The following is a 16,716-nucleotide window of genomic DNA, read 5'->3' as shown; positions in this document are numbered from 1 at the left end:
CTCCGTCGCGCAGACCCGAGGATGACGATCCGAGGGGCGTTCTTCGCTAACCACAAACGTATGCCCTTCGACAGGCGAACCTACCGCGCCAGCCCGAAAATCGCGTCACAGTCGAGATGCGTTTCCAGCTCTGCCGCGATCTCGTCCAGCGCCTTTTCCACCTCGGCGCGATAGTCGATACCGCCGCCCTTGACGCCGAGGCTTTCAAGATACGCAGCCCGAAAAGCGTCGGCCGAAAACAACCCATGCAGATAGGTCCCCATGACCTTGCCGTCGGCCGAGATCGCGCCGTCCTCGAGACCATCGATGATGGCCGACGGCCGCGCGGTGTCGGGACCGGTGGTGCGGCCGAGGTGGATCTCATAGCCTTCGAGCGGCAGGTCGAACTGCACCGAGCGGGCGCTTGAGTTGCGCACCGTCTTTTCCGGCTCCATCACCGTTTCGATATCGAGCAGGCCGAGGCCTTCCGCCTCCCGCACGCTGCCCTCGATACCGTCAGGGTCGTGCACCGTGCGGCCAAGCATCTGGTAGCCGCCGCAGATGCCGACGACATGACCACCGCGCTTGCGGTGGGCGGCAAGATCGCGTTCCCAGCCATTCTCGCGGAATTTAATCAGGTCGCCGATCGTCGACTTCGAGCCGGGAATGATCACCAGCCCGGCATCCTCCGGCAGCCGCTTGCCCGGCGGCACGAACACCACCTCGACCTGGGGCTCGGCCTTGAGCGGATCGAGATCGTCGAAATTGGCAATGCGCGCCAGCATCGGCACGGCCACTTTCAGCGCCCGCGTCTCGCCTGACGCCAGGCGCTCGAGCACGACCGAATCCTCCGACGGCAGACGCGAAGCAGCCTTGAGCCACGGCACGACGCCGAAGCAGCGCCATCCGGTGAAGCTGCCGATCGCCTTGATGCCATCGTCGAACAGCGAGACATCGCCACGGAACTTGTTGATGAGATAGCCGGCGATCATGCGCCGGTCGTCTTCCGGCAGGATCAGATGGGTGCCGGCGACCGAAGCGATGACGCCGCCGCGATCGATGTCGCCGACCAGGATCACCGGCACGTTGGCGCGCGTGGCAAAACCCATATTGGCGATGTCGCGGGGACGCAGATTGATCTCGGCCGGCGATCCAGCGCCCTCGACGATGACGAGATCGGCGCCCTCGCCGACCTTCGCCCAGGAATCCAGAACGGCGTCCATCAGCCTGGTCTTCATCGCCTGATAGTCGCGCGCCCGCGCCTCGCCGAACACCTTGCCCTGCACGATCACCTGCGAACCGATATCGCTCTGCGGCTTGAGCAGCACCGGGTTCATGTGCACCATCGGACGAACGCCGCAGGCCAGCGCCTGCAGCCATTGTCCACGGCCGATCTCGCCGCCGCTGGAGCTGTTGTCGCCGTCAGCGACGGCGGCATTGTTCGACATGTTCTGCGGCTTGAACGGCCTGACATTCAGCCCGCGATTCCTCGCTGCTCGACACAAACCGGCGACCAGCACGGTCTTGCCGACATCGGAGCCAGTGCCTTGCAGCATGATCGCCTTGGCCATCAGCTCCTGCCCCCCGAGCCGATGGTCGACTTCTGCGCCAGCGGGCCGCCGCGCCAGATATAGAGCGCCATCAGCGGCTCCTTGCCGGTGCGCATGGCGTGGTTGACATTGGACGCGTGGTGGATCACCTCGCCGGCGGCGCGAAGCTGGAAGCCGCCCTCGCCCATGCGCCACGCGGTGCCGCCGGTCAGCGGGATATAGATCTCCTCGGCGATGTGATGATGGTCTGGATAGACGATATCGGCCCCAAGCATCAGCACACCGCCCGCGACCGCGTCATTGGCGAAATGCCCGCGCGTGCCGAACACCTCCAGCCAGCCGTAATTGTCGATAAAGCCCTGGCCGAAATCGGCGGCGCTATAGGTCTGGCCCCAGCAAAAGTCGTCGCGATTGTCGGCGACGAATTGCGTCAGTGGCTGGATTGCCGGCGGCGCAAGCTCGGCGATGCGGTCGAGATGGCGAAGACAGGCAAGACCATGCGGCTCAAGTGAACGTGCCGGCATGGCCCAGTCGATGCCGGCGACCGCATCCCTGACCACCGGGTCTTCAACGCCCTCGAGATAAATCCGGAATTTCTGGAGCAACGCATCGAAAATTGTCGGCACAAACGGCTCCGTTTATCATTCCATGCACAGCCGGTCCGCGGTCGGCCGGGTTGCGCGGCGGCATCATTGGTCTAGATTGAGCGGCGCGCAAAGCCAAGAACGATAAACGACAGGGAGCACGCCATGGACGCGGCAGTCGATGCGGGCACTGGCCAATTCGAACTCAACGAGGAACAACGCGCCATCCAGGAGATGGCCCAGGCCTTCGCCGCCGATCGCGTTGCTCCCAATGCCCTGGACTGGGACCGGGCAAAGCACTTCCCTGCCGATGTGATCCGCGAGACCGGCCCGCTCGGTCTGGGCGGCATCTACGTCCGTGACGATGTCGGCGGCTCGGCGCTCGGCAGGCTCGATGCCGTGCTGATCTTCGAGGCGCTGGCACATGCCGACCCCGCCTTTTCGTCCTTCATTTCGATCCACAACATGGCGGCCTCGATGATCGACCGCTTCGGCGGCGATGAGCAGCGGCAGCGCTTCCTGCCGAAGCTGACCTCGATGGAATGGCTGGCAAGCTACTGCCTGACCGAGCCTGGTTCCGGCTCGGATGCCGCGGCACTGAAGACGCGTGCGGTGAAAAGCGGCGGCGACTATGTCTTGAACGGCGCCAAGCAGTTCATCTCCGGCGCCGGTGACAGCGATCTTTATGTCGTCATGGCGCGCACCGGCGCCGACGGTCCGAAAGGCATATCCACCTTTGTCGTACCGAAGGACGCGCCTGGCCTCTCCTTCGGTGCCAACGAGCACAAGATGGGCTGGCACATGCAGTCGACGCGCCAGGTCATCTTCGAGGACTGCAAGGTGCCGGCGCAAAACCTGCTTTCAGGCGAAGGCGCCGGTTTCGGCATCGCCATGGCCGGGCTCGACGGCGGCCGCCTCAACATCGCCGCCTGTTCGCTGGGCGGCGCGCAATCGGCGCTCGACAAGGCGCTAGGCTATACGGGCGAGCGCAAGGCGTTCGGCTCGAGGCTCAACCAGTTCCAAGCGCTGCAATTCAGGCTGGCCGACATGGAGACCGAGCTGCAGGCGGCGCGCATCTTCCTCTACGCCGCCGCCTCGAAGCTCGACCGTAAGGCGCCGGACGCCGGCAAATGGTCGGCGATGGCCAAACGTTTCGTCACCGATATCGGCTTCGACGTCGCCAACCAGGCGCTGCAACTGCATGGCGGCTATGGCTATCTGCACGACTATGGCATCGAAAAGCTGGTGCGCGACCTGCGCGTCCACCAGATCCTCGAGGGCACCAACGAGATCATGCGCGTCATTATTGCGCGGTCGTTGATCGGGCGCTGACAGAAAACATTCGGGAGAAAACGATGGCAACCATCGCCTTCATAGGCCTCGGTAACATGGGCAATCCCATGGCCGCTAATCTGGTCAAGGCCGGACACGCTGTGAACGGGTTCGACCTTGTGCCGGAAAACCTTACTGTCGCCCGGGAGCATGGCGTGACGGTTATGGCCAATGCGTTGGCCGCGGTAAAAGAGGCCGACGTCGTCATTACCATGCTGCCCGCCGGCAAGCATGTGCTGTCGGTCTATGAAGACATCGCACCAAAAGCGAAGCCAGGTGCGCTGTTCATCGATTCCTCGACCATCGACGTCGAATCGGCCCGCAAGGCGCACGCCATTGCCGCCAAGCACGGCTTACCCTCGATCGACGCGCCCGTGTCCGGCGGCACTGGCGGCGCCACCGCCGGCACCCTCACCTTCATGGCCGGCGGCTCCGATGCGGCTTTTGCCGCCGCCGAGCCGATCCTGAAACCGATGGCCGGCCGCATCGTCCATTGCGGCGGCGATGGCGCTGGACAGGCGGCCAAGATCTGCAACAACATGATCCTCGGCATCTCGATGATCGGCGTCGCCGAAGCCTTCGTGCTTGCCGAAAAGCTCGGCCTGTCGCACCAGGCGCTGTTCGACGTTGCCTCCACCTCCTCCGGCCAGTGCTGGTCGTTGACCACCTACTGCCCGGTGCCCGGCCCCGTTCCGGCATCGCCGGCGAATCGCGACTACAAGCCCGGTTTTGCCGCGGCGCTGATGCTGAAGGACCTGAAATTGGCGCAGGAAGCAGCGCAAAGCGCCGGCGCGGTAACGCCCCTGGGCGCCGAGGCGACGCAGCTTTACGCGCTGTTCAACGCACAAGGCCATGCCGGCGTCGATTTTTCCGGGATTATTAATTTCCTGCGCGGTGACACGCGCTAAGCCGCTGCTTTCCAAAGGTATTTCGAAAATTAGCCGGCACGAAGCCGGCAAATTTAGATTTGCTTAAGGTCTCGATAACGCACCGGTAACGATGTGCCTATAAAACGGACTTCGAGGCGGACATCGCATCCGCCCGGCGCTCCGGATCAGGTCTCGCGTACCGGAGCCCGTTAGTTTCGCAAGTGCTTCGTCGCGAAACGCCATGCGTATCTGGCAAAGCCGCGTTCCCGTTGGGTGCGCGGTTTTTGCTTTTCCGGGAGCTATACTGCGCGGTCTTTCCAGTCGACTTCCCTAAGCCTTGCTGGATAAACGCCGGAAATTTGCCTTCACAGCGCGGCTGGCGGGCTTCAGCGCCGCACTGATCGACCGTTCCACCGCGATGCCGTTGAACAGCGATGGCGTGCGGCCTGAAAAAACCTCGGGCCAGAAGCGCGCCGCCGACTGCCACAGCGCCATCTGTGCCGCCAACGCGCCCTCGGCCACCGCGTTGGCTTTCTCCTGCACTGCGCGTGCAGTTTCAGGACTGTAGGCTCGGCCGGTTTCCGCGGCCATCAGCGGCAGGCGCATCATCGCCACCAACGGCGCCAGCATCAAGTCCTGGCCTATCGCGGCCACGTCCCGCGACCGCCGGCTCTTGCTTATCTTTGTCATGGAAATCCCCAATGCGGCCGGTATGGCCGGCCCCCGACACTAAGTGCGTCAAGGGTTATTCGTTCCCCGACATACCGGGAAAGTTGGACCGGGCGCCACGTAGCAACAGGCGCCCGGCCCTCTTTGTTTTATCGCTTGCGCAAATCCGCCTCGGCGAGATCGAGCGCCTTGGCGATGCGCTCGCAGGCCATGTCGATGGTGACGCGCGTCCAGATCAGCGGCGGCGACAGGATCATCGTGTCGCCGGTGGCGCGCAGCATCAGGCCTTGTGCGATCGCATGGTCGCGCACCACGACGGCAGCACTTCCCGACGGCAGGTAACGCTCCTTGGTCGCCTTGTCCTTGACGATCTCGATCGCGCCCATCAGGCCGATGGAGCGCACCTCTCCGACCAGCCTGTGGCCGGCAAGCTGCTCCTGCAGCGCCTGCGCAAAATAGGGACCGGTGTCGTTCTTGACGCGTTCGACCAGGCCTTCGCGCTCGATGATCTCGAGGTTCTTCAACGCCACCGCGCAGGCCACCGGATGACCCGAATAGGTGTAGCCGTGATAGAACTCGCCGCCCTTTTCCACCAAAGTCGCCGCGATGCGGTCGCCGACCAGCAGCGCCGACAGCGGCTGGTAGCCCGAGGTCAGCGCCTTGGCGGTGGTGATGGTGTCGGCCTCGACGCCGAAAGTCTGCGCCGCGAACCATTCGCCGGTGCGGCCATAGCCGGTGATGACCTCGTCCAGCATCAACAACACATCATATTTGCGGCAGATGCGCTCGACTTCCGGCCAATAGCTCATCGGCGGGATTTTCACGCCGCCGGCGCCCATCACCGGCTCGCCGATGAAGGCGGCGACCTTGTCGGCGCCGGCTTCGAGGATCGCGTCCTCGACGGCTTTTGCCGCGCGGATGCCGAAATCATGGTCGCTTTCGCCGGGCAGCGCGAGTTCATAGGCATAAGGCATCATCACATGGACGATGTTGGGCACGGCGCCGCCGAGCTGCTTGTGCATCGGCTCCATGCCGCCAAGCGACGTGCCGGCGACGGTCGAACCGTGATAGGCCGACTTGCGCGAGATAATGCGGTTCTTCTCGGGCTTGCCTTCCAAGGCCCAATAATGGCGGACCAGTCGCAGCGCCGTGTCGTTGGCTTCCGAGCCGGACGAGCCGTAAAACACCTGGCTGACATGCTTCGGCGCCAGCTCCGCCAGCTTCTTCGACAGAAGCACCGGCGTCGGCGTCGAGCATTTGAAGAAGGAGTTGTAGTAGGGCAGCTCCTTCATCTGCGCATAAGCGGCCTCGGCCAGCTCGTCGCGGCCATAGCCGACATTGACGCACCAAAGGCCCGCCATGCCGTCGAGGATTTCGGTGCCGTCGGCATCATAGATGAACGGGCCGTTGGCATGGGTGATGATGCGCGAGCCGGTCTCGCGCAATTCCTTGTGGTCGGTGAAAGGATGCAGGTGATGCGCGGCGTCGATCTGCTGAAGCTGCTTCAGCGAATAATTCTGATAAGTCATGGATTTTATCTTTCCTCTTGAATCAATCCGGCAGCGCCGGGAGCGGATTCGTCAGAGGAAGCGGGGCGGCGAATAGCCGATGCGGGCGCACAGCCGCAAAAGCTCCGCGCGCAGCGTGCGCGGCGACGGCGTCACCGCGACCCCAAAGGCGCCAGATGTGCTGATATAGACCATGACGGCAGCTTATGCCGCCTCAGGCCTAGAATTCAAGCCGTTCCGGTCAGCGCTCGCTGCAGGAACATGTAACGCATCGCCGTTTGCGCCGCCTGCGGGCGGCGGTCGCCGCGCCCGCCATGGCCTCCCTCCGTCTCTTCGTAGAGCAGCGTCCTGGCGTGGCCCATTTCCTGCAGCCGCGCCGCCATCTTGCGGGCATGGCCGGGATGGACGCGATCGTCGGCGGTCGAGGTCATCAGCAGCACCGGCGGATAGGCGGCATCCGAGACATGCTGATAAGGCGAATAGGCGCCAAGCCAGGCAGCCTCCTCCGGCTTCGCCGGGTCGCCATATTCGGCGATCCATGAAGCGCCGGGCGGCAGTTCGGTGTAGCGCAGCATGTCGAGCAGCGGCACGTCGATGATGACGGCGCCGAACAGTTCCGGGCGTTGCGTCAGCGACACGCCGGTCAGCAGGCCGCCATTCGAGCCGCCCTGGATGCCAAGCTGCGCCGCTGTCGTGATGCCGCGCCGCACCACGTCTTCGGCAACGGCCGCGAAGTCGTCATACGCATTCTGGCGTTTACCCTTCAGCGCCGCCTGGTGCCAGGCCGGCCCGAACTCCCCGCCGCCGCGGATGTTGGCCTGGACATAGGCATTGCCCCTGTCCAGCCACAGCCTGCCGCGAATGCCGGCATAGCCCGGCAGCAGCGGCACTTCGAAGCCGCCATAGCCATAGAGCAGCGCCGGCACCGGCTCCTTCTGGTCGCGCCGCCTGACGACGAAATACGGGATCATCGTGCCGTCCTTCGAGCGCGCCTCGAATTGCTCGGAAATGTAAGGCGAGGCGTCGAAGCGGGCCGGCTGCGACTTCACCGTGTTGAGCGTTTCGCCATTGTCATCAGACCAGATGATCGAGCTCGGCGTCAGGAAATCGGTGAAGGAGAAGGACACGCTCGAACCGAAATGCTCGGCATGGCTGATGCCGACATTGCCGTTGTCGGGCAATGCCACCGGCTTCAGCGACCAGCCCTTGGCCGTTCGGTCGCAGGCGATCACCTTGCCGCGCACATTGTCCATCAGGTTGATGAACAGGCGGTCCTGCGTGCGGGCGCTGCCGGCGATCGAAACCCGATGTGCCGGCTCCAGCACGGTTTCAACCGGCTCGAAGCTGCCGGTTTCGATCCAGCGGTCGAAATCGACGGAATAGAGCCCGTCCGGCAGACAATGCGTGCCGTCAGGCGCCGTCCACGGGCTGCGCACGCCGAAGATGAGCTGGCCCTTGAAGATTGCCGTATCGGTGGCGTCGTCGGGCAGCGGGATGCGCCTGTTCTCGCCCGATGGCAGCCGCAAGAAACTATGCGCTGTGAAGAAGTCGATCGTCCTGCCAAGCAGCACATGGCGCTTGTCGCCGTCGAACTCGACGCCGCCACCGACCGCGAGATCCTGCTTCTCGGCTTCGAAGATCGGCGTCGCGTCTTCGAGCTTCGTGCCGCGCGGCCAGAGCTTGATGACGCGCGGATAGCCCGATTGGGTCTTGTCGTCTTCCTCGAAGGCCGCCGAGACGATCACCGTGTCCTTGTCCAGCCAGGAAAAGCCCGACTTCGAGGCCGGTGCCCGAAAGCCGTCCTCGACGAAGGTTTTGGTCGCGATGTCGAACTCACGCATCTCGCTGGCGTCGCCGCCATCGGGCGACATGGAGAGCAGGCAGCGGTCGAAATCGGGATAGAGCCGGCTCGCGCCGCCGAACACCCACTTCACGCCCTCTTTTGCCGAGAGTTCATCGAAGTCGATGATCGTCTCCCAGTCGGGCTTGTCGGTCTTGTAGGAGGCGACCGTCGTGCGCCGCCACAATCCGAGAGCATTGGTCTTGTCCTGCCAGAAATTATAGACATAGCCGGCAAGTGCTGCCCCAACCGGCATGTTGTCCTCGGCCGTCATCAGATCGAGCGCGGTCTCGAATGTTGCCTGGTAGGAGGGATCGCCCTGCAATTCGCCGACCGTCAGCGCATTCTGGCGATGAACCCAGTCGAGCGCCTCCTTGCCGTTGCGGTCCTCCAGCCAGAGGAAGGGATCCTCCGCCGCCAACTGGGGCTGGGTTTTGCTCATCGTGCTGGTCATACGTATCTCCGGACTCAATTTGGCGGCTTAGCCTACATCGCGTCCGCTGCACGGATATTCAAGGGCGACGGATGAAGGCCTCTCGCTTACACGACCCGTCGGCGAAAGACCGTCGCCGCCGCCAGCACCGCGCAGATTGCGCCGAGCGTGAGCGGCAGGCCGGCCGTGCCGATGACGTCCATGGCGCTGCCGGTGAGCGGCGGCACGATGATGCCGCCGAGGCCCCACATCAGTGAAAAGGCGGCGTTGCCGGCAACCAGCGTCGAGCCGCTGAACCGTTCGCCGAGCTCGATGATCGACATCGTGTAGACGCCATAGGAGACTGCGCCCCAGATGAACAGGCAGGGCCAGATCAACGGCGTGTCGATCAGCACCGGCAAAAGCGCGCACCCCAGGATTGTCGCCGCAACGCAGCCGAAGCGCACTAGGCGTGCTGTCAGCCTTTCGGCGAGCAGGCCGAGCGGCACTTGCATAGCGATGTTGCCGGCAATCATCACCGACAGCAGCGCCGACATGCGCGCTTCCGGGATGCCATGGTGCGTCCCATAGACCGGAAGCAGGGACAATATGGCTTGCTCGAAACCGGCGGCGACGACGACCGCCGACATCAGCAGCCACGCCATCGGTATGAAAGCCAGAACCGAAACCTTGTGACCCGTCTCGTCGACCGTGGGCAGTCGTCGAACCACCATCGCCAGGCAGCAGCCGCAGAACAGAAAAGCGAAGATGCCGACCAGGAACGGCGCCCAGCCTTCGGTGCCGACGGCCAGAAGGCAGAGCGGGCCGGCGGCGAAGCCGGCCGAAATGATGGTCGAATAGAGACCCATGATCCGCCCGCGTCGCGACGGCGGCGCCAACGCGATCACCCAGGTCTCGCTCGAAACGTAAAGCGGGTTGGTCACCACGCCGGTCAGGAAACGTAGCGGGAACCAGAGATAGACGTCCTGCGTCCAGCCGATCAACGCCAGCACCAGCGCCGACAGCGCCGCACAGGTGAGCGCGGTGCGCCCTGCCCCGAAGCGGCGCGCCAGCCCCGGGATCAACGGCGATGACAGGATGAAGCCGATCGGCGTCATCGCCGCCGAAAGCCCAATGATGGCCGGCGATACGCCTTGACGTTGCAGGATGAAGCTCAAGAGCGGATAGGAAAGCCCTTGCGCGATGGCAAAAACGGAAACGGTCGCGATCACGCCGATGGTCGCGGCCCACTGCACCGTCTCGTCGCTGCTCTTCTGCGCAAGATCCATGATGCGACTTAGCGGGTCACCGCGCCTGCGGTAAGCCCCGCAGGCGAAAAGCGCTTGCTCCAGTCAGCTCCTGTCAGGCGTGGCGCCGTTGGCGCGAACGATAGAGCGCGAAGATCACCAGCGTCGCGTCGAGGCCGATGATCACGGCCGGCAGCCCGAGCGAGCCGATGCCTTGCATGAGCAGCCCCGCGCCGGGCGGGCCGACAATGCCGCCAACGCCCCACAGCAAGGCGAAGGCCGAATTGCCGGTGACCAGCAGCGTACCCTTGAAGCGGCTGCCGAGTTCGACCAGAGCCATCGTATAGACGCCGTAGCCGACCGCGCCCATCACCAGAAGCACGCCCCAGACAAGCGGCGTCCTGATCAGCAGCGGCAACAGCACGGCGCAGGCCGTTGTCGCGATCGCGCAGGCCAGGATCATCGGCCGGCCGCCAAATCGTTCGGCAAGCAGGCCAAGCGGGATCTGCAGCACGATGTTGCCGAGCGAAAGCATCATCACCAGCGCGGCAAGGGCCGCCTCCGGCAGGCCGTAGCCGGCGCCGAAGACAGGGCCCAGCGCATAAGTGCTCTGCTGGACGGCGGCAGACACCAGCACGGCCAAAAGCAGCGCCGGCGCCAGCTGGGCAAAACCAACGAGGCTGCCGGCGGGCTGGCCATCATCCTCGAACCCGATGAGCTTTGAGGAGACAAGCCGCAGAATGATGGCGCAGAGCAGGAAGCCGACGATGCCGACGCTGAACGGAGCCCAGCCTTCGGTGCCGAGCAGGGTCAGCGTGAACGGACCGGCGGCGTAGCCGGCGCCCATCAACGTGTTGAACACGCCCATGACGCGCCCGCGCCGCGACGGCGGCGCCAGCGACAGCGCCCAGACTTCGCCCAGCACATAGAGCGGGTTGATGACGATGCCGATGATGAACCGGATAAAATACCAGGCCACCCAGTTCTGCAGATAGAAGATGGCCAGGAAGCACAGCGCGCCGATCAGCGAGCAGCCGACCGCCAGGTTCCGCGCGCCGACCAGCCGCACTGCCGCCGGCACGAACGAGGCCGACAGGATGAGCCCGACCGGCATCATCGCTGCAGACAAGCCGATCAAACCCGGTGAAAACCCCTGCTTCTGCATCAGCAGCGTGAACAGCGGCGAGCTCAACCCTTGCGCCGCGCCGAACATGGCGAGTGCTGCCGTGACACCGGCAAGCGCTGCCCATTGTGGTGGTTCTTCGGCGGTCTCAGCGGAAGCGGTCATTGTGGCTCGCGGATCAATCCCCACCCATATCAACGGCGAAAGCCATGCGGATGCCTCAGCGGCGGCAATTCGGCAAGCCAGCAAAACTGCCGTTCCGGCATGTCGCTTCCCTCGTCCTAGTGGTCGCCGCCTCCGCAATGGCCGGACAGCCGCCGGTCCATTATGCCGGCGCATTATCGAAGCGTACGAGGCCTCCCATGACTGCCGCCCTGCAACCAGCCGAACCGCCTTTGGCAACCGACCGCGCCCGCCGTGGCGGCCGCGCCGGAAAGCGCGCCGGCGGCTCGGCCGCCTTCGAACAGCCGGCTTTCCGGCAGCTGAGGAACCCGCTGACGCCGACCAAGCTGGTTTCCGACGACGAGCTGGAATCGATCCACCTCGCCTCGCTGCGCGTGCTGCGGGAAATCGGCGTCGACGTCCTGCATGACGAGGCCCGCCGCATCATGAAGGCGCATGGCGCCGACGTGACCGAGGGCTCAGAGCGGGTGCGCTTCGACAGCGACATGATCCTCGATCTGATCTCGAACTGCCCATCGGAATTCACGCTGCATGCCCGCAACCCGGCGCACAATCTGCGCTTCGGCGGCAACAATGTGATCCTGTCGATGATGGCCTCGGCGCCGAACTGCTCCGATCTCGACCGCGGTCGCCGCCCCGGCAACCAGGCCGACTACCGCAACTTCCTGCGCCTGGCGCAGATGCACAACATCCTGAACTGCACCGGCGGCTATCCCGTCGAGCCGACCGATATCCACCCCTCGGTTCGCCATCTCGAATGCATCCGCGATCTCGCCACGCTGACCGACAAGGTCTTCCACATCTATTCGCTCGGCAAGGAACGTAACGTCGACGGCATCGAGATCACCCGCATCGCGCGCGGCATCAGCCATGAGCAGATGCTGGAAGAGCCGTCCGTCTTCACCATCATCAACACCAATTCGCCGCTCAAGCTCGACGTGCCGATGATGGAAGGCATCATCCAGATGTCGAGCAAGGGCCAGGTCGTCATCGTCACGCCCTTCACGCTGTCGGGCGCCATGGCACCGGTGACCATCGCCGGCGCACTGGTGCAGCAGAATGCCGAGGCGCTGTCGGGCATTGCCTTCGCGCAAATGGTGAAAAAGGGCGCGCCCGTCGGCTATGGCGGCTTCACCTCCAATGTCGACATGAAATCGGGATCACCGGCCTTCGGCACGCCCGAATACATGAAGGCGCAGCTTGTCGGAGGCCAGCTCGCCCGCCGCTACAACATCCCCTACCGCACCTCCAACACCTGCGCCGCCAACACGGTCGACGCGCAGGCGGCGTATGAAAGCGTGTTCTCGCTGTGGGGCGCCATCCAGGGCGGCGGCAATTTGATGATGCACGGCGCCGGCTGGCTCGAAGGCGGCCTGCGCTGCTCTTATGAGAAGACCATCCTGGACATCGACCTGCTGCAGATGGTGGCCGAATTCCTCACCCCGCTCGACCTTTCCGAAGAGGCGCTCGGCTTCAACGCCATCCAGTCGGTCGGCCCCGGCGGCCACTTCTTCGGCACCCAGCACACGCAGGACCGCTACAAGACCGCCTTCTACTCGCCGATCCTGTCCGACTGGCGCAATTTCGAGACCTGGGCGGAAGCCGGCTCGCCGACCGCGCTGGAAAAGGCCAACAAGGTCTGGAAGGAACGGCTGGCATCCTATGACGAGCCCTACATGGATCCGGCGATCCGCGAGGAGCTCAACGACTTCGTCCAGAAGCGCACGGCCGAAGGCGGCGCGCCGACCGACTTCTGATAATGTTGGCGATGAGCAGTCGACCCCCACTCCGTCGAGCTTCGCTTGACACCTCTCCCCTATCGACGGGGGAGAGGAAGGGCGTGAACTTAGCCAGGCGGGCTCCTTTCCTCTCCCTCCGGAGGGGAGGTGGCGCCGCGAAGCGGCGACGGAGTGGGGGAAGCCGCTGGTCAAACACGCGGTCGCCGCAAAACGGGCACAACAAAGCCGGCGCGCAATCTTCGACAATCAGGCAATCAGGCGGCTTCGATGAGCGGTCGACCCCCACTCCGTCAACCTTCGCTTGACACCTCTCCCCCGATCGACGGGGAGAGGAAGGGCGCGAACTTATGCAGGCTGGCTCCCTTCCTCTCCCTCCGGAGGGGAGAGGTGGCGCCGCGAAGCGGCGACGGAGTGGGGGAAGCCGCTGGTCAAACACGCAGTCGCCGCAAAACGGGCACAACAAAGCGAGCGCGCAACCTTCGACAATCAGGCAATCAGGCGGCTTCGATGAACGGTCGACCCCCACTCCGTCAACCTTCGCTTGACACCTCTCCCCCGATCGACGGGGGAGAGGAAGGGCGCGAACTTATGCAGGCTGGCTCCCTTCCTCTCCCTCCGGAGGGGAGAGTGGCGCCGCGAAGCGGCGACGGAGTGGGGGAAGGCGCTCACGAAACGCGTAGCCGCCGCAGAACGGGAACAACGAAGCGAGCGCGGAACCTTCGGCAATCAGGCAACCAAGCGGAAGCGTTGCTTTGGCTCGAACTGAAGGCACGCAAGCTTGGTGGCCATCGATTTACGCGCCAGTTTTCCATCGGCCCGTTTTTTGCCGACTTCGCTTGCCGCGAGCGTTGGCTCGTCGTGGAAATCGACGGCCATCAACACGCCGACAGTTCATATGACCGCCGCCGCGACGACTTCATGCAGTCTCAGGGCTATTCGATCATGCGTGTCTGGAACCATGACGTTCTGAAACATCGTACTTCCGTCTGTGAAACCATCCTTGCCGCGCTCGATGGCAGGCTGGCCGAAAACATCGCGGCATCTGATCTCCGCTTTGTTTTCACACCCAAATCACTCGATTCAGTATTTTCAAAAACGGACCTATCTTCATGAAATCCCATGTAAAAGCGGTTGTCATCGGCGGCGGCGTCGTTGGCTGCTCGGTGCTCTATCACCTGGCCAAGGCCGGCTGGACCGACATCATGCTGATCGAGCGTTCGGAGCTCACCTCCGGCTCGTCCTGGCATGCGGCGGGCGGCTTCCACACGCTGAACGGCGACCCGAACGTCGCCAAGCTGCAGGCCTATACCGTGCAGCTCTACAAGGAAATCGAGGAGATTTCCGGACAGTCCTGCTCGCTGCACCTCACCGGCGGCGTCATGATGGCCGATACGCCCGAGCGCATGGACTTCCTGCGGCTGGCGCACGCCAAGGGCCGCTATCTCGGCATGGACACCGAGCTGATCACGCCGTCGGAAGCCAAGGCGATGTTCCCGCTGATGGACGAGACGAACTTCGTGGGCGCCATGTGGGATCCGGTCGAGGGCCATCTCGACCCTTCGGGCACCACCATCGCCTACTCCAAGGCGGCTAAGAAACTCGGCGCCGAGATCGTGCTGCGCAACCGCGTCGTCGATCTCACCCAGCAGCCGGACGGCACTTGGAACGTCGTCACCGAGCAAGGCACCGTCCACGCCGAGCATGTCGTCAACTGCGGCGGCCTATGGGCGCGCGAGATCGGCCGCATGGTCGGCGTCGAGCTGCCGGTGCTGGCCATGGAGCACATGTACCTGCTCACCGAGCCAATGCCGGAGGTCGAGGAATTCAACAAGTCGACCGGCCGCGAGATGATCGGCGTGCTCGACTTCAAGGGCGAGATCTACACCCGCCAGGAGCGCAACGGCATCCTGCTCGGCACTTATGAGAAGGCTTGCAAGCCGTGGTCGCCGGTCAACACGCCATGGGATTTCGGCCACGAACTCCTGCCGCCCGACATCGACCGCATCGCGCCGTCGCTGGAAATCGGTTTCAAGCATTTCCCCGGTATCGAGAAGGCCGGCATCAAGCAGATCATCAACGGCCCCTTCACCTTCGCGCTCGACGGCAACCCGCTGGTCGGTCCGGTGCAGGGCCTGACCAATTTCTGGTGCGCCTGCGCCGTCATGGCCGGCTTCAGCCAGGGCGGCGGCGTCGGCCTGGCACTGTCAAACTGGATGGTGCATGGCGATCCGGGCTTCGACGTCTGGGGCATGGACGTCGCCCGCTTCGGCGAATGGGCCGGCCTGCGCTACACCAACGCCAAGGTGCGCGAAAACTATTCGCGCCGCTTCTCGATCCGCTTCCCGAACGAGGAACTGCCGGCCGCGCGTCCGGCGCAGACGACACCGCTCTACGACACAATGCTCGCCAACAATGCCGTCATGGGCGATAGCTGGGGTCTGGAGACGCCGCTCTGGTTCGCGCCGAAGGGCAAGGAGCCCAAGGACATCGTCTCCTTCCACCGTTCCAACGATTTCGGTCCGATCGGCGAGGAAGTGCGCGCCACGCGCGAACGCGTCGGCGTCACCGAGATCGCCAACTTCGCCAAATACGAAGTGTCGGGACCGGCGGCCGAGGATTTCCTCAACCGGCTGATGACCAACCGCATGCCCAAGGTCGGCCGCATCGTGTTGACCCCGATGGTCAACGAGTTCGGCAAGCTGATCGGCGACTTCACCATCGCCAAGGCCGGCGAAGACCGCTTCATGATCTGGGGCTCGTCAGCGGCGCAGAAGTACCACATGCGCTGGTTCGAGAAGCACCTGCCGAAGGACGGTTCTGTGCGCATCCACCGCTTCGACCAGACGCTGGTCGGCCTGTCGATCGCCGGTCCGAAATCGCGTGACCTGTTGCAGAAGCTGGTCGATGTCGACGTCTCGACCAAGGCCTTCCGCTTCATGGATTTCCGCGAGATGGCGGTCGGCGGCGCACCCTGCCTGGTCAACCGCATCACCTATACCGGCGATCTCGGCTATGAGATCTGGATGGCGCCGGCCTATGAGCGCCTGGTCTACAAGGCGATCAAGGACGCCGGTGAAGAGTTCGGCCTGGTCGATTTCGGCATGCGCGCGCTGCTGTCGATGCGCCTCGAAAAGAACTTCCCGACCTGGTTCCGTGAGCTGCGCCCGATCTACGGCCCGTTCGAAGGCTCGATGGACCGCTTCATCAAGCTCGAGAAGAACGATTTTATCGGCCGCGAAGCCGCCGCCAAAGAACAGACGGAAGGTCCGAAACTGCGCCGCGTTTCCTTCATAGTCGATGCGACCGATGCCGACGTGATGGGCGACGAGCCGATCTGGGCCAAGGTCGGCAAGGACTATGGCACGGTGGAAAAGCCGCATGGCTACGGCGCGCCGCGCTTCGATATGGCGGGCAAGGAAGTGCGCGGCTCCAAGGCCGCCGAAGGCGCGTCCGCCGTGCGCGGCATCGTCGACGGTGAGTGGCGCGTGGTCGGCTGGGTGACGTCGGGCGGCTATGCGCATTACGTCCAGAAGTCGATGGCGCAAGGCTACGTGCCGGCAGCCCTTGCCGAGGACGAAAGTGCCGGACTGTTCGAGATCGAGATCCTCGGACATCGGCGTCCGGCCCGCATCAATGTCGAGGCGCCCTTCGACCCGAGCGGCGAGAAGATGCGGAGCTGAA

General features: G+C 64.0%; 13 protein-coding genes. 5 read left to right on the top strand and 8 right to left on the bottom strand.

The window, feature by feature from the left end; all coding sequences use genetic code 11:
* Positions 1-80: 80 nt before the first annotated feature.
* Positions 81-1,550, bottom strand: coding sequence for a cobyric acid synthase (locus ACVDG8_RS32825; RefSeq protein ID WP_447252180.1), 1,470 nt, complete (start codon positions 1,548-1,550; stop codon positions 81-83).
* Positions 1,550-2,155 carry a dimethylsulfonioproprionate lyase family protein gene (locus tag ACVDG8_RS32820; RefSeq protein ID WP_447252179.1) on the bottom strand — a complete coding sequence of 202 codons (606 nt, stop codon included), beginning with the start codon at positions 2,153-2,155 and terminating at the stop codon, positions 1,550-1,552. Before ACVDG8_RS32820 ends, ACVDG8_RS32825 begins: the two co-directional genes overlap by 1 nt.
* A gap of 123 nt (positions 2,156-2,278) precedes the next feature.
* Between ACVDG8_RS32820 and ACVDG8_RS32815 the strand changes: the two genes are divergently transcribed.
* Positions 2,279-3,445, top strand: a complete 1,167-nt coding sequence (locus ACVDG8_RS32815) for an isobutyryl-CoA dehydrogenase (protein ID WP_447252178.1) — start codon at positions 2,279-2,281, stop codon at positions 3,443-3,445.
* Between the two features lie 23 nt (positions 3,446-3,468).
* Positions 3,469-4,353, top strand: coding sequence for a 3-hydroxyisobutyrate dehydrogenase (mmsB, locus tag ACVDG8_RS32810; RefSeq protein ID WP_447252177.1), 885 nt, complete (start codon positions 3,469-3,471; stop codon positions 4,351-4,353).
* Between the two features lie 291 nt (positions 4,354-4,644).
* On the opposite strand, the gene ACVDG8_RS32805 is transcribed toward mmsB, so the two are convergent.
* The 6 genes from ACVDG8_RS32805 to ACVDG8_RS32780 form a co-directional block, all read right to left on the bottom strand.
* Positions 4,645-4,944, bottom strand: coding sequence for a hypothetical protein (locus ACVDG8_RS32805; protein WP_447252176.1), 300 nt, complete (start codon positions 4,942-4,944; stop codon positions 4,645-4,647).
* A 188-nt stretch (positions 4,945-5,132) separates the two neighbouring features.
* Positions 5,133-6,512, bottom strand: coding sequence for an aspartate aminotransferase family protein (locus ACVDG8_RS32800; RefSeq protein WP_447252175.1), 1,380 nt, complete (start codon positions 6,510-6,512; stop codon positions 5,133-5,135).
* A gap of 51 nt (positions 6,513-6,563) precedes the next feature.
* On the bottom strand, positions 6,564-6,686 hold the full coding sequence (locus tag ACVDG8_RS32795; protein WP_447252174.1) for a capsid protein: 123 nt from the start codon (positions 6,684-6,686) through the stop codon (positions 6,564-6,566).
* Between the two features lie 32 nt (positions 6,687-6,718).
* Entirely contained in the window at positions 6,719-8,785 is a 2,067-nt protein-coding gene (locus ACVDG8_RS32790) for a prolyl oligopeptidase family serine peptidase (RefSeq protein WP_447252173.1), read from the bottom strand.
* An 86-nt stretch (positions 8,786-8,871) separates the two neighbouring features.
* Complete coding sequence (locus ACVDG8_RS32785) at positions 8,872-10,032, bottom strand: MFS transporter (protein WP_447252172.1); 1,161 nt, start codon at positions 10,030-10,032, stop codon at positions 8,872-8,874.
* Positions 10,033-10,105: 73 nt separating this feature from the next.
* Positions 10,106-11,278, bottom strand: a complete 1,173-nt coding sequence (locus ACVDG8_RS32780) for an MFS transporter (RefSeq protein ID WP_447252171.1) — start codon at positions 11,276-11,278, stop codon at positions 10,106-10,108.
* A 197-nt stretch (positions 11,279-11,475) separates the two neighbouring features.
* On the opposite strand from ACVDG8_RS32780, the gene ACVDG8_RS32775 reads away from it, so the two are divergent.
* The 3 genes from ACVDG8_RS32775 (at position 11,476) to ACVDG8_RS32765 (ending at position 16,715) form a co-directional block, all read left to right on the top strand.
* Positions 11,476-13,053, top strand: a complete 1,578-nt coding sequence (locus ACVDG8_RS32775; protein WP_447252170.1) for a trimethylamine methyltransferase family protein — start codon at positions 11,476-11,478, stop codon at positions 13,051-13,053.
* A 609-nt stretch (positions 13,054-13,662) separates the two neighbouring features.
* On the top strand, positions 13,663-14,148 hold the full coding sequence (locus ACVDG8_RS32770; protein WP_447252169.1) for an endonuclease domain-containing protein: 486 nt from the start codon (positions 13,663-13,665) through the stop codon (positions 14,146-14,148).
* Entirely contained in the window at positions 14,145-16,715 is a 2,571-nt protein-coding gene (locus ACVDG8_RS32765) for a GcvT family protein (RefSeq protein WP_447252168.1), read from the top strand. Before ACVDG8_RS32770 ends, ACVDG8_RS32765 begins: the two co-directional genes overlap by 4 nt.
* The last annotated feature ends 1 nt before the right edge of the window (position 16,716 follow it).

This window comes from Mesorhizobium sp. ORM8.1 (assembly GCF_053005525.2).
This window is presented reverse-complemented; position numbering and strand designations above follow the sequence as displayed.

What these genes read in the sequence shown, in the direction of transcription:
- ACVDG8_RS32825 (WP_447252180.1), bottom strand. Translation starts at nt 1,550, where the DNA reads ATGGCCAAGGCGATCATGCTGCAAGGCACTGGCTCCGATGTCGGCAAG.
- ACVDG8_RS32815 (WP_447252178.1), top strand. Translation starts at nt 2,279, where the DNA reads ATGGACGCGGCAGTCGATGCGGGCACTGGCCAATTCGAACTCAACGAG.
- mmsB (WP_447252177.1), top strand. Translation starts at nt 3,469, where the DNA reads ATGGCAACCATCGCCTTCATAGGCCTCGGTAACATGGGCAATCCCATG.
- ACVDG8_RS32805 (WP_447252176.1), bottom strand. Translation starts at nt 4,944, where the DNA reads ATGCTGGCGCCGTTGGTGGCGATGATGCGCCTGCCGCTGATGGCCGCG.
- ACVDG8_RS32800 (WP_447252175.1), bottom strand. Translation starts at nt 6,512, where the DNA reads ATGACTTATCAGAATTATTCGCTGAAGCAGCTTCAGCAGATCGACGCC.
- ACVDG8_RS32795 (WP_447252174.1), bottom strand. Translation starts at nt 6,686, where the DNA reads ATGGTCTATATCAGCACATCTGGCGCCTTTGGGGTCGCGGTGACGCCG.
- ACVDG8_RS32790 (WP_447252173.1), bottom strand. Translation starts at nt 8,785, where the DNA reads ATGACCAGCACGATGAGCAAAACCCAGCCCCAGTTGGCGGCGGAGGAT.
- ACVDG8_RS32785 (WP_447252172.1), bottom strand. Translation starts at nt 10,032, where the DNA reads ATGGATCTTGCGCAGAAGAGCAGCGACGAGACGGTGCAGTGGGCCGCG.
- ACVDG8_RS32780 (WP_447252171.1), bottom strand. Translation starts at nt 11,278, where the DNA reads ATGACCGCTTCCGCTGAGACCGCCGAAGAACCACCACAATGGGCAGCG.
- ACVDG8_RS32775 (WP_447252170.1), top strand. Translation starts at nt 11,476, where the DNA reads ATGACTGCCGCCCTGCAACCAGCCGAACCGCCTTTGGCAACCGACCGC.
- ACVDG8_RS32765 (WP_447252168.1), top strand. Translation starts at nt 14,145, where the DNA reads ATGAAATCCCATGTAAAAGCGGTTGTCATCGGCGGCGGCGTCGTTGGC.